Source organism: Paraburkholderia kirstenboschensis (genome assembly GCF_904848585.1).
Lineage (GTDB): Bacteria > Pseudomonadota > Gammaproteobacteria > Burkholderiales > Burkholderiaceae > Paraburkholderia > Paraburkholderia kirstenboschensis.
On record NZ_CAJHCR010000003.1, the window covers coordinates 607717 to 620630 of the forward strand.

Genomic DNA, 12914 nt, shown 5'->3' on the forward strand with positions numbered 1-12914 from the left:
ATTGCGCGTATTGCGGGGAAACGGCGCCCCGGTTCACAGAACCGGAACGCCTTTACATTACGCCTCTAGCCAGACGTTTTCGGCAAATGCAAAACCCATCAGACCTGCGAGCGGAATCGAGCCGAGGCCCTTGAGCTTGCTCGTATAGGCGTCGAGCGAACTCTGAAACAACGGAATGCCGATGCCGCCGTTTTCATGTACCAGTACCTGGATGTCGCCGTAAATCTGCTTACGCTTGGCGTCGTCCGGCTCGCCGCGCGCCGCGACCAGCAACTGGTCGAATTTCGCGCTCTTCCAGTTCGCCTCGTTCCATGGCGCGTCCGACTTGAAGAACTGCGTGAGCAGCACGTCGGCGCTCGGGCGCGCGTTGACGGAACCGTAACCGAGCGGATGCTTCATCCAGTGGTTCGACCAGTAGCCGTCCGCCGGCACTCGCGTTACCTGCAGGTTCAAGCCCGCTTGCGGCGCGACCTGCTGAAGCAGCATCGCCATCTCGACCGAACCTTCAGCCGCCGGCGAAGCGAAAATCTGGACCGGCGTGCTGCCGACCTTGGCCTTCTGGAAGTGATACTTCGCCTTGTCCAGGTCGAACTTGCGCTGCGGCAAACCGGCCAGGTAGTACTTGTTGGTCGGATCGATCGGCTGATCGTTGCCGATCGCGCCGTAGCCCTGAAAGATCGCGCGGCGAATCTGCTCGCGATCCTGCAGGTACATCATGCCTCGCCGAAAATCGTCGGTGCCGGTAATGCCGCCTTCGTCGCGAACGACCAGGTCCGTGTACTGGCCGGTTTTCGTTTCCAGCACGGAGAAGCCGCCCGTGCCCTTGATGCGCGGCGCCGAGCGCGGACTGACCGCGTTGATCAGCTGCACGTCGCCGGAAAGCAGCGCGTTCACGCGTGCCGATTCGTCGCCGATGCCGATCAGTTCGACCTCGTCCAGATGCGGCAGACCCGGCTTCCAGTATTTCTCGTTCTTCACGCCGACCGTGCGCACGCCCGGCGAGAACTCCTTGACCTTGAACGGACCCGTGCCCACAGCCGTCTTGAAGTCCTTGGTGCCGTCCTTGATGATGAGGAAGTGCGACGTCGCGAGAATCACCGGCAGGTCGGCGTTCGCGCCTTCGAGCGTGATCGTCACCTCGTCCGGACCCGTGGCCTTCACTTCCTTGATCTGATCGGCGAGCGTCTTGGCCTTCGACGCCGTCGCCGGGTCCTTGTGACGCATGATCGAATAGACCACGTCGGCGGGCGCGAGCGACTTGCCGTCGTGAAACTGCACGCCGCTGCGCAGCTTGACGATCCACACGGTCGCGTCTTTCGTATCGAGCGACGTGGCCAGTGCCATCTTCGCGCCGAGATGCGAGTCGAGTTCGGTCAGGCCGTTGTAGAACATGTTGCAACGGACGTAGTCGGTGGCGAGCGCCCCCTTCGCGGGATCGAGCGTGTCAGCCGCTGACGCGGACTGTGTCGCCACGCGAATCTTGCCGCCCTGCCTGGGCGTCGACTGCGCGAGAGCCGCGCCGCTCGCGCTCAGCAGCCCGGCGCCCGTCATCGACATCATCCCGGCCGCGGCCATCGCGCGCAGCACATCGCGCCGCGAGGCGCCCCGGGCTGTCAATTGCTCCAACCCGTTACCGAGGTCATGAGCGCCATGTTTCGAGTTTTCCTTATTCATCGAACTTCTCCGCAAGTGTGGGCAGTTGTGATGGCTGCGTGGGGTTCACTAACAAACACAACAACAGGACTTCAATAAAAGATGTCTTTGATACGGTAATACGTCCCCACGAGCGGCAGGAACCAGGGCTTGCCGGTGTGGCCCGGAATCGCGGCCCATTCGGACTCACCCCAAGGGTTGCGGTCTTCGCGGCCGTCCATGACGTCCGCCATCACCTGACCCATGTGTGTGGACATCTGCGTGCCGTGGCCGCTGTAACCCATCGAAAAATAAATGCCGTCGTGTTGCCCGGCGTGCGGCAGGCGGTCGACGCTCATGTCCACCAGACCGCCCCAGCAATAGTCGATGCGTGCGTTCGCCAGCATCGGAAACATCGCGGCGAGACCTTGTTGCAGGATGCGTCCGCTCTTCGCATCGGACGGACGCTCCGAAGCCGTGAATCGCGCGCGGCCGCCGAACAGCAGACGCGAGTCGGGCGTCACGCGGAAGTAGTTGTGCATCAGGCGCGTGGTCGTATACGCGCGCCGGTTGGGCAACACCTTCGCCAATAGTTCCGGCGCCAAAGGCTCGGTCACCACGATGAACGACCCGACCGGAGCAAGACGCCGCCGATACCAGCCAAACGGCCCATGCCGCGACGGGCCGGTTGCGATTAACACCTGCTTCGCACGCACTTCGCCGCGCGCGGTGACGACGCGATGTCCGCCGCCGTCTTTCGTGATCGACGTGACCGCCGCGTTTTCATACAGCTTCGCGCCGTAACGAACCGCAGCTTCGGCGAGCCCGACCGTGAACTTGCCCATATGCATCTGACCGCCGTGACGTTGCAGCAATCCGCCATGGAAACTGTCGGAATGAACCTCGCTGCGAATACGTTCGCCGTCGATCAGTTCAATGTCGGTGTCCACCGTGCGGCGAATCAGATCGGCGGTCTTCTCCAGGTGCGCGAGATGATGCGGCTTCGATGCGAGCTTCAGCTTGCCGGTCGCAATGTAGTTGCAGTCGATCTGCTCTTCGCGGATCAGACGCTCGACCGTATCGACCGCATCCGCAAACGCGCGGTAACACGCGCTCGCGCGCTCGATACCGAGTTGCGCGGCGAGCGCGACGAAGTCTTGCGCGACGCCCGTATTCACCTGCCCGCCGTTGCGGCCGGATGCACCGCCGCCCACGCGCCCAGCGTCCACCACCGTTACCGACGCGCCGCGCTTACCCAGCGCCTGCGCCGCCGACAAGCCGGTGAAGCCCGCGCCGATCACCACCACATCGGCGAGGCCGTCGACCGGGCCTTCACACGCCGTGACGAACGGCGGCGCGGTGTCGAGCCAATAGGAATCGAGCTTCATCCGGAGTGTCCTTTGTTCGGCAGATGCTTACAGGCCGAGTTCGGCAGCCAGTTGCGGAATGCCGTCGACTTCGTAGTACTGGTAATACGGCGTCGACGGTTCATGACCGCGGTTGATGAACGCCTTATGCTTGACGCCCATGTCGTGAACGGTCATGAGGTCGTAGCGCAGGCTCGACGACACGTGCAACACGTCTTCCGGATTGCAGTTGAGCTTGTCGAACATGTACTCGAAGCCTTGCATGCGCGGCTTGTACGATTGCGCCTGCTCGGCCGTGAACACTGCATGGAACGGCGCGCCGAGCTTGTCGACGTTGCTTTGGATCTGGTCGTTCGACGCGTTCGACAGAATCACGAGCTTGTACTTTTTTGCAAGGCGCGACAGACCTTCGGGCACGTCCGGATGCGGGCCCCACGTCGGCACCGCCTCATAGATCTTCTGCGCACCGGCTTCATTGAATTCGACGTTCATGCGCGCGCACGCACGGCGCAGCGCATTCACCACGACATCGCGATACGGCTTCCATGCGCCCAGCACTTCGTCGCGGCGATAGCCAGCGTAGAACGCGACCAGCTTTTCGAGGTCATCGGCCTTCAGAAGGTGGCCGTACAGTTCGCGCGTCATGTCGGCCATGCGGAATTTGGTCAGCGTGCCGTAGCAGTCGAAGGTAATGTATTTAGGTTCGAATTCGATCATGGTGCAGTCCTATCGTGATGGTGAACTCGCGTCGAGCTCATTGGCGAAAACAGGGAAAGCTCATTCCTGTAAAAGATTTAATCAGCGCAAAAACATAGATGTTCCTGATTCGCGCGCTGCTTGTGACACAAACCATGCGTTTTGAGGCCGTTGCGCAGCAGAGTCTGCGGTTAGCGGCTGGAAGCCTTGCCAGGCTTGGGTCGCGTGGGGCCGAGCGTGGCGTGGCGTTGAGCCGGGCATCGACGGCGCATGGCGCCGAAGTCATGCTTTGACGCGGTGCACGCGGCCGCCCCCGTCATTGCCGCAGATCGATCAGCACGCTCTTGAAACGCAGGTTGGCCTCGTAAGCCTGGCGTCCCAGATCCTTGCCGATGCCCGAGCGCTTGTAGCCGCCCGTGGGAATCATGAAGTCGGACGTGCGGCCATACCGGTTGACCCACACGGTGCCCGCTTCGAGTCCGCGCACGAAGCGCAGCGCCCGGCCGAGGTCTGCCGTATGCACGCCGGCCGCGAGCCCGTACTCCGGATGCTGTGCGAGCGCGAGCGCTTCTTCTTCGGTGTCGAAGGTCTGCAGCGTGAGCACCGGGCCGAATACTTCTTCACGCACGGCATCGGAGTTGGCGGTGACATCGGTCAGCAAGGTCGGCGTGTAGAACGCGCCGAAAGAAGCGCCGCCCGCCTGGGCACGCACGCCGCCGTAGCGCAGCGTTGCGCCTGCGTTGACCGTGCGGCCCACGATGCTTTCGATGCGCGCCGCCTGCGGCTCGGAGATGATCGGCGAGAGCGTCGTGCCCGCCGCCCAGGTCGCACCCGGTTTCAATTCGGCGAAGATCCTGCCGATGCGCTCGGCAAGCGGTTCAGCGAGGCTGCGCTCGACGAGCAGCCGCGAACCGGCCACGCACACCTGCCCCGCGTTACCGGTGATCGCGCCGGCGATACGGCGCGCCACGTCGTCAAGCCGCGGCGCATCGGCGAATACGATTTGCGGACTTTTGCCGCCCAGCTCCAAGGTCACGGGCTTGGTGCCGCTCATCGCGCACGCCGCCATGATCGACGCGCCGGTGCGCGTCGAGCCGGTGAACGTGACCTTGCTGATCTTCGGGTGACGCACCAGCTCGTCGCCGGTCGAGCGTCCGTCGCCCTGAATCACATTGAACATGCCCGCAGGCACACCCGCCTGCACCGCGAGTTCGGCGAGACGCAGCACCGAGAACGGCGTCATTTCCGATGGTTTCAGCACGACGGCATTACCTGCGGCAAGCGCGGGCGCAATCTTCCACGAAGCCATCACGAGCGGGAAATTCCACGGCGCGATTGCGCCGATTACGCCGTATGGCTCGGCGATCGTCATGCCGAGATGATCGTGGTCGGTAGCCGCGACATCGCCGCCAAGCTTATCGGCGAACTCCGCGTAGAAGCGGATGCCTTCCGCGGTAAAGGGCACATCCCACGAAACAGCTTGCGCGACCGGACGGGTCGAGCCGAGCGCTTCCAGGCGGCCAAGCGCGGGCGCGTCGGCTTCGACCAGATCGGCAAAACGGCGCATGATTTTCGCGCGCTCGCGCGGCGCCATGCGCGCCCAGCCGCTCGTGCGAAACGCCTGCCATGCGTTCTCGACCGCGCGGTCCACCATGTCGGCATCGGCCACCGGCACGCTCGCGTAGACCACACCGTCGGACGGCCGCGCTACGTCCATGCGGCGCGCGCCGTGCTGCCCGCCTTCCACGTACTCACCGCCGATGAAATGGCCGCTGCGAATCGCGACATCGTCCGGATTGAAGCTGTCCATGAGAAAGTGTCCTGAGTGGTGACTGGATAAAGACGCGTGCGATGCGTTCGTAGCAAGTCATCGCAATGACAAAATCGTAGAGCCGCGCGCCCGGCATATGTCGCCGACAAAATTCCCCGCGCAGCAGAACCCGCCTGTAATGCATGTCCAGACTTGGTGTTTTGCGTCGAATTGCAATGCGGCCCTCTGAAGCGCGCCACATAAAAAGATCGTCCTAGTCACACCGCGCCCCGAATGACAAAGTGACGCGTAAGCCTTTAGCCATTCAGGGAGTGCGGCGTGCCCGATTCGATTACCTATAGACGCTTTACCCTCGACGACATAGACGCCGCCCATGCGTTGACGGTCGAACTCAAATGGCCGCATCGCGCGGATGACTGGCGATTCGTCGCGCAACTCGGCGTGGGTTTCGTCGCGGAAGACGCGAGCGGCGTGATCGGCACGGCGCTCTGCTGGAAGTATGGCGCGGACCGTGCGTCGCTCGGCATGGTGATCGTGTCGCCGGCGCGGCAGGGACGCGGCGTCGGCAGAAAGCTGATGGAGCTTCTGCTGGAAGAACTCGGCGGCCGGATTACGTTCCTGCACGCAACCACCGCCGGTCAGCCGCTCTACGAAAAGCTCGGCTTTCGCGCGGCCGGCACGCTCGACCAACATCAGGGCGCGGCATTTCAGCCGCCGCTCGTGTCGTTGCCGCCCGGCGAGCGTCTGCGTCCGTTAGGTTCGAGCGATACCGCGCGGCTCGTGGAACTGGCTTCGCAGGCAAGCGGCCTCGATCGCGGCGAGGTGCTGCCCGCGCTGCTCGAGAACGCCGACGGCATTGCGCTCGACCGTGACGGCGAACTCGTCGGCTTTGCGCTCTTTCGGCGCTTCGGCCGCGGCTTTGCGATAGGCCCGGTCATCGCGCCGGCGTCTGAGGACTCGAGCCGCGCAAAGGCGCTCATCAGCCACTGGCTCGCGCTCAATGCAGGCGTGTTCGTGCGCGTCGATACGCCGGGCGATAGCGGTCTGACCGAATGGCTGGAACAGCTCGGCCTGCCGCGCGTGGACACCGTCGTCCGAATGGTGCGCAACGCAGCGCCCGAGAGCGTGGCGGCCGAGGCGACCCGTTGTGTGCAGTACGGCATCATCAATCAGGCGATTTTCTGACCCGTCATGGCTTTTCTCTATAAAGCAGACCCGGCGCGCGGCGCGCAATGGGCGAAACTCTTCGCCGAGAAGGCGCCCGATCTACCGTTTCATATCTGGCCTGATCACGGCGATCCCGCAGCGATTCGCTATCTCGCCGCCTGGCAACCGCCGGCAAATCCCACGCTCACGTTTCCCAATCTGGAAGTCGTGTTCTCAGTGGGCGCGGGTATCGATCAATTCGATCTGTCGGGCGTGCCGGCGCATGTGCCGGTCGTGCGGATGATCGAACCAGGCATTGTCGAAGGCATGGTGGAATACGTCACGCAGGCCGCGCTGACGATTCACCGCGATCTGTTCGACTACGGTCTTCAGCAACAACAGCAGGTGTGGCGCGAACTGCCGCTGAAGCCGGCTGCGCAACGGCGCATCGGCGTGCTCGGACTCGGCGTGCTCGGCACCGCGGTTCTGGAACGGCTGCGCCTCTTCGGTTTTGCATGCGCGGGCTGGAGCCGCTCGCCGCGTGAAATAGAAGGCGTCGAATGTTATGCGGGCGAAGGCTCGCTCGACGCGTTTCTCGCGCGCACCGACATACTCGTTTGCCTGTTGCCGCTCACGTCCGCCACGCGCGGCCTGCTCGACGCGAGCCTGTTCGCCAGGTTGCCGCGCGGCGCATCGCTGATTCAAACCGGGCGCGGCCCGCAACTGAATCAGCCGGATTTGCTGGCAGCGCTCGACAGCGGTCAACTCCTCAACGCGATTCTCGATGTGACGGATCCCGAGCCTTTGCCGCCCGGCCATCCGTTGTGGACGCATCCGCGCGTGCGCATCACGCCGCATATCGCCAGCGCCACGCGGCCCGATACCGCCGTCGACGTAGTGCTCGACAACTTGCGCCGTCATCGCGAAGGTCTGCCGATGCTCGGTCAGATCGACCGCACGCGCGGCTATTGAGCGGCACACATGTCATCGAATACATGCCCGGCGGCACTTTTCAACGTCCGCAGCACAAAATGCTAAGGGCATGCATCAAAACGCGTCGTGCGCGCTTTTCAGGCAATTGTTTAGGCAAGCGGGAGATCGCCTCGGATCAGTAGTATGGAACGGTCAACAGCCCTTTCCCGCGACGAGAACCCACCATGCCGATTCAATCGCTCATTGAAGCCGACCGCCAGCATCTGATTCACCCTGTCATCAACTATCGTGCGCACGAGGCTCGCGGCGTCACGGTTCTCGAATCCGCCAGCGGCGCGTTTCTGCGCGACGCGGCCGGCAATGAACTGCTCGACGCCTTCTCCGGCTTGTGGTGCGTGAACGTGGGCTACGGCCAGCAGAGCATTGTCGAAGCCGCCACCGCGCAAATGAAAAAGCTGCCCTACGCGACCAGCTATTTCCATTTTGGCTCTGAGCCCGCGATCGAACTCGCGCAGAAACTGGCGAGCGTAGCACCCGCGTCGCTGCAACATGTGTACTTCACACTCGGCGGCTCGGACGCGGTCGACTCGGCAATCCGCTTCATCACGCATTACTTCAACGCGACGGGCCGCCCGTCGAAGAAGCACATCATCGCGCTGCAACGCGGCTATCACGGCTCGTCGAGCATGGGCGCGGGGCTCACTGCATTGCCCGCGTTCCACCGCAATTTCGATCTGCCGTTGCCAAACCAGCATCACCTGCCGTCGCCGTATGCATACCGCAGCAATTTCGCCGACGACGCCGCGCTGATCGCCGCCTCGGTCGACGCGCTCGAAGCGAAGGTCGTGGAACTCGGCGCGGACAACGTCGCCGCGTTCTTCTGCGAGCCGATTCAAGGCTCGGGCGGCGTGATCGTGCCGCCGGTCGGCTGGCTCAAGGCGATGCGCGAACGCTGCCGCAAGCTCGGCATTCTCTTCGTCGCGGACGAAGTGATCACGGGCTTCGGCCGCACGGGTCCGCTCTTCGCATGCCAAGGCGAGAATGTCGAGCCGGACCTGATGACTGTCGCGAAGGGTTTGACCGCCGGTTACGCACCGATGGGCGCCGTGCTGATGTCTGACGAAATCTATCAAGGCATTGCCGATGGCGACGCCGAAGCGATTGTCGGCCACGGTCACACGTATTCGGCCCATCCGGTGAGCGCGGCAATCGGTCTTGAAGTGCTGCGGCTTTATCACGAAGGCGGGCTGCTTGCGAACGGCGTAGCGCGCGCACCGCGTTTTGCGCGCGGTCTCGACGCGTTGCTGGAGCATCCTCTAGTGGGCGACTCGCGTCACCGCGGCTTGCTCGGCGCGTTGGAACTCGTCACCAATAAGGACAGCAAGGCGCAATTCGACCCGGCACTGAAACTGTCGGAGCGCATTGCCACTGCCGCGTATGAAAACCGCCTGATCTTCCGCGCGTTCGGCGACAACATTCTCGGCTTTGCGCCGGCGCTCTCGTACACCGAATCGGACTTCGACATGATGTTCGAGCGGCTCGAAAAAACCCTGGACGACGTGCTCGCGCAAGCCGACGTTCGGGCGGCGCTAAGCGGCAAGAACGCGGCCAACAGCCAGGTCAAAAGTACTGCCGCTGCATGCTAGAGTAGAGGGCACCCTGAGCCCCTTACCCCAACCGCCGGAGCCACAACGTTACGATGAGCAGCGACTGCAAGCTGGACCGTATTGACCTGCGCATACTTTCGCAGTTGCAGAAGAAAGGCCGCATAACCAACGTCGAGCTTGCCGACGCGGTTGGCCTTTCGCCCAGCCCTTGCCTGATTCGCGTCAAGCGCCTGGAGAAAGCCGGCTACATCATCGGCTATGGTGCGCAAATCCAGCTCGAAAAGCTGGGCGACGTGCAGATCGTTTTCACCGAAGTCACGCTCGCCGATCACCGGCGTGAAGACTTCACGAAGTTCGTGAATGCGATTCGCGACGTCGATGAGATCGTCGAATGCCATCTTGCTAGCGGCGGTTACGATTACCTGTTGAAGTTCGTCACGCGCAGCGTGAGCCATTACCAGAGCATTATTGAAGGCTTACTGGAACGCGACATCGGCATTGAAAAATACTTCAGCTACGTGATTATCAAGTCGCCGTTCGTGAAGAGCCACTATCCGCTCGAAACGTTGTTCTCGCAGAATCATCACTAGGCAATATCAGGCGCTGTGATCCGGCGGGCTCCATTGGGCAAACTCCTCGCTGAGGAAGTCCACGCAGACCCGCACTTTCGCCGACTGCGCGAGCCGCGCCGGATACACCGCCCACAAGTTCGCCGGCTGCGTCACCTCCGGCAACACCTGCTGCAACTGGCCGCTTTCCAGCAGCGGCCGCACGTCCCACATCGAACGCAATACGATGCCGCGCCCGGCCAGCGCCCATTGCACCGCCACCTCGCCATGATTGGTCGACAACGGTCCCGTGACCTTGATCGACGCCGCTTCGCCGCGCACGGTCAAGCGCCACAACCCGAATGGATGATCGCGTTCCTTGATCGCGAGGCACGCATGCGACGACAGGTCGGCTAGCTGACGCGGCGCGCCATGCCGCGCGAGGTAGTCGGGAGATGCACAAAGCACGCGATGATTGGACGCAAGCCGCCGCGCGATCAGATGCGGCGCGATGTCGTCGCCGATACGGATGTCCAGATCGAAGCCTTCGCCGGCCACATCGACGAGCCGGTCGAACAGGTCGAGGCGCACGCTCAACTGCGGATAACGCTCCGAAAACCCCGCGAGCGCGGGTGCGACGAAGCGCCGGCCGAAACCAAAGCTGCTCGAAATACGCAGCTTGCCGCCGGGAATACGGCGCGTGGTCGAAACGTCTTCCACCAGCTGGTCGACGTCGTCGAGAATTTTTTCGGCCCACGTATAGACACGCTCGCCGGCTTCCGTGATCGCCACGCGCCGCGTGGACCGGTGCAACAAACGCGTGCCGAGCGTAGTCTCCAGAACATTGATCCGCTTGCTCACATAAGCCGCGGACACGGACAACGCCTCTGCCGCCGCGCTGAAACTGGCTTTGCGCGCGACTTCGCAAAACACGCGCAAATCGCCGAGATCGGGTGACGGCACGGCGTTCATAGGTCGCTCACTGGCGTTGAGGTTTGTACACGAATCGTGCACAGTGGCTTAACTAAAGCGACCATTTTAGAGCCAAACTGCAGGAATAAAATAACCGTTATCGAATCAGTACTAGCCCTAATGGAGGAGCACAACATGTCGAAGAAATATCGGATCGCTGTCATTCCCGGCGACGGCATCGGCGTCGAAGTCATGCCCGAAGCGCTTCGCGTGCTGGACACGGTGAAGAGTCGCTTTGGCATCGAGCTTGAGTATCAGCACATCGAATGGGCGAGCTGCGACTACTACGCGAAGCACGGCCAGATGATGCCCGACGACTGGAAGGCGCAACTGCAATCGGCGGACGCGGTTCTGTTCGGCGCGGTGGGCTGGCCCGACACGGTGCCCGACCACATTTCGCTGTGGGGCTCGCTGCTCAAGTTTCGCCGCGAATTCGACCAGTACATCAATCTGCGCCCGGCGCGTCTTTTCGCCGGCGTGCCGTCGCCGCTCGCGGGGCGCAAGGCCGGCGACATCGACTTCTGGATCGTGCGTGAAAACACCGAAGGCGAGTATTCGTCGGTAGGCGGCGTGATGTTCGAGGGCACGGAGCGTGAGTTCGTACTGCAGGAATCGGTATTCACGCGGCACGGCAGCGAACGCGTGTTGAAGTTCGCGTTCGATCTCGCGCAACGCCGCGAGCGCAAGAAGATCACCGTCGCAACCAAGAGCAACGGCATCGCGATCAGCATGCCGTGGTGGGACAAATGCGCGGCGGGCATCGCGGCGCAGTACCCGGACGTCTCGTGGGACAAGCAGCACATCGACATTCTCTGCGCGCGCTTCGTGTTGAATCCGGACCGCTTCGACGTGGTGGTGGCCACCAATCTGTTCGGCGACATCCTGTCCGATCTCGGTCCCGCATGCACCGGCACGATTGGGCTCGCGCCGTCGGGCAATCTGAACCCGGACCGCAAGTTTCCTTCGCTGTTCGAGCCGGTGCATGGCTCGGCGCCGGACATCGCCGGCAAGAACATCGCCAATCCGATTGCAATGATCTGGTCCGCGGCGATGATGCTCGACTTCCTCGGCAATCACGAGGGCAAGGAGCGCGAGGCGCACGACGCGATTCTGGCTGCGATCGAAGCGACACTGGTTGAAGGCCCGCATACCGGCGACCTTGGCGGCAAGGCGAACACAACCGAAGTCGGCCAGGCCATTGCCGCGAAACTCGGCTGAAGCTGATTCAATCTTTTTGCCAGGACACTCTCGCATGAGCATGGAAACCTATCCCATCGAAGTCGAGTTCCCCGACATCTCGGCACACGAACAATCGCCGTCGGGCATTGCATACGTTCATACGTTCGACTCCGGCGTGCCGGGCCCACACGTAATGATCAACGCGCTCACGCACGGCAACGAGGTGTGCGGTGCAATTGTCGTGGATGACCTGCTGCGCCGCGCGTTGCGCCCCCGGCGCGGGCGCCTCACGCTCGCGTTCGCGAACGTCGCGGCTTACCTGAGCTTCGATCCCGCGAAGCCGGACGCCGCTCGATTCGTCGATCAGGATTTCAACCGCGTTTGGACCGCCGCCGTGCTCGACGATGCGTCGCTAACTTCCAGCGAACTGGCCCGAGCGCGGGCAATGCGGCCGGTTATCGACAGCGTCGACGCGTTGCTCGATCTGCATTCTATGCACGAGAAAAGCAAGCCGCTGATCGTGGCCGGGCCGCTGCAAAAAGGCATCGAACTCGCTGTGCGACTCGGCACACCCGCCACCGTGATCTGCGACGAAGGCCATCCGGAAGGCCGCCGCATGCGCGACTATGAAGGCTTCGGCGACGCAGCCAGCACGAAGAACGCCTTGCTGATCGAATGCGGGCAACACTGGGAAAAGAGTGCCGTGGCGGTGGCGCGCGACACGACCGCGCGTTTCCTGCTGCTCGCCGGTGTGGTCGACGAAAGCGATCTGCCGCCTGACTGGCTCGCGCCGTTGCCGCCTGTACAGCACATTGTGCGAGTAACGGAACCGGTCGTCGCAACGAGCATGGACTTTCGTTTTGCCGGGCCGTACACCGGCCTCGAAATCTTCCCTGAAGCCGGCGCCGTGATCGGCTGGTCCAACGGCGAAGCCGTCACCACGCCTTACGACAACTGCATGCTCGTCATGCCTTCCCTGCGCCAACTGCGCCCCGGTGTGACGGTCGTGCGCCTCGGCAAGATCGAACAAACCATTGCCAACACTTCAACCAGCGGCCTGTGA

The 12914-nt window shown here is 62.8% G+C and carries 11 protein-coding genes; 6 read left to right on the top strand and 5 right to left on the bottom strand.

The annotated features are described in order from the left end of the window. Positions 1 to 57: 57 nt before the first annotated feature. The 4 genes from JMY24_RS12535 to JMY24_RS12550 all read right to left on the bottom strand — a co-directional run bounded on the left by JMY24_RS12535 (position 58) and on the right by JMY24_RS12550 (position 5505). Positions 58 to 1674, bottom strand: a complete 1617-nt coding sequence (locus tag JMY24_RS12535) for an ABC transporter substrate-binding protein (protein WP_128589312.1) — start codon at positions 1672 to 1674, stop codon at positions 58 to 60. 71 nt (positions 1675 to 1745) lie between these two features. Further along, positions 1746 to 3020 (bottom strand): NAD(P)/FAD-dependent oxidoreductase, encoded by a 1275-nt coding sequence (locus tag JMY24_RS12540; RefSeq protein ID WP_201702144.1) that lies wholly within the window; start codon positions 3018 to 3020, stop codon positions 1746 to 1748. A gap of 27 nt (positions 3021 to 3047) precedes the next feature. Continuing rightward, positions 3048 to 3716 (bottom strand): haloacid dehalogenase type II, encoded by a 669-nt coding sequence (locus JMY24_RS12545; RefSeq protein ID WP_201702146.1) that lies wholly within the window; start codon positions 3714 to 3716, stop codon positions 3048 to 3050. A gap of 295 nt (positions 3717 to 4011) precedes the next feature. Beyond that, on the bottom strand, positions 4012 to 5505 hold the full coding sequence (locus JMY24_RS12550) for an aldehyde dehydrogenase family protein (protein WP_201702147.1): 1494 nt from the start codon (positions 5503 to 5505) through the stop codon (positions 4012 to 4014). A gap of 279 nt (positions 5506 to 5784) precedes the next feature. Here JMY24_RS12550 and JMY24_RS12555 point away from each other — a divergent pair, with 279 nt between their 5' ends. From JMY24_RS12555 to JMY24_RS12570, 4 genes are all read left to right on the top strand, one after another. After that, positions 5785 to 6651 (top strand): GNAT family N-acetyltransferase, encoded by an 867-nt coding sequence (locus JMY24_RS12555; RefSeq protein WP_128597859.1) that lies wholly within the window; start codon positions 5785 to 5787, stop codon positions 6649 to 6651. 6 nt (positions 6652 to 6657) lie between these two features. Then, positions 6658 to 7584, top strand: a complete 927-nt coding sequence (locus JMY24_RS12560) for a 2-hydroxyacid dehydrogenase (RefSeq protein WP_128597860.1) — start codon at positions 6658 to 6660, stop codon at positions 7582 to 7584. Between the two features lie 185 nt (positions 7585 to 7769). Next, a complete protein-coding gene (locus JMY24_RS12565; RefSeq protein WP_128597861.1) occupies positions 7770 to 9191 on the top strand; it encodes an aspartate aminotransferase family protein in 1422 nt (473 codons plus the stop codon). A 53-nt stretch (positions 9192 to 9244) separates the two neighbouring features. Then, entirely contained in the window at positions 9245 to 9742 is a 498-nt protein-coding gene (locus JMY24_RS12570; RefSeq protein ID WP_020071324.1) for an Lrp/AsnC family transcriptional regulator, read from the top strand. Positions 9743 to 9748: 6 nt separating this feature from the next. Here JMY24_RS12570 and JMY24_RS12575 read toward each other — a convergent pair whose 3' ends face one another. After that, entirely contained in the window at positions 9749 to 10672 is a 924-nt protein-coding gene (locus tag JMY24_RS12575; RefSeq protein ID WP_087753017.1) for a LysR substrate-binding domain-containing protein, read from the bottom strand. Positions 10673 to 10807: 135 nt separating this feature from the next. On the opposite strand from JMY24_RS12575, the gene JMY24_RS12580 reads away from it, so the two are divergent. Continuing rightward, on the top strand, positions 10808 to 11890 hold the full coding sequence (locus JMY24_RS12580; protein ID WP_128597862.1) for a tartrate dehydrogenase: 1083 nt from the start codon (positions 10808 to 10810) through the stop codon (positions 11888 to 11890). A gap of 34 nt (positions 11891 to 11924) precedes the next feature. Next, the gene (locus JMY24_RS12585; RefSeq protein ID WP_128597863.1) at positions 11925 to 12914 is read left to right on the top strand and encodes a M14 family metallopeptidase; all 990 of its coding nucleotides are present in this window, start codon (positions 11925 to 11927) and stop codon (positions 12912 to 12914) included.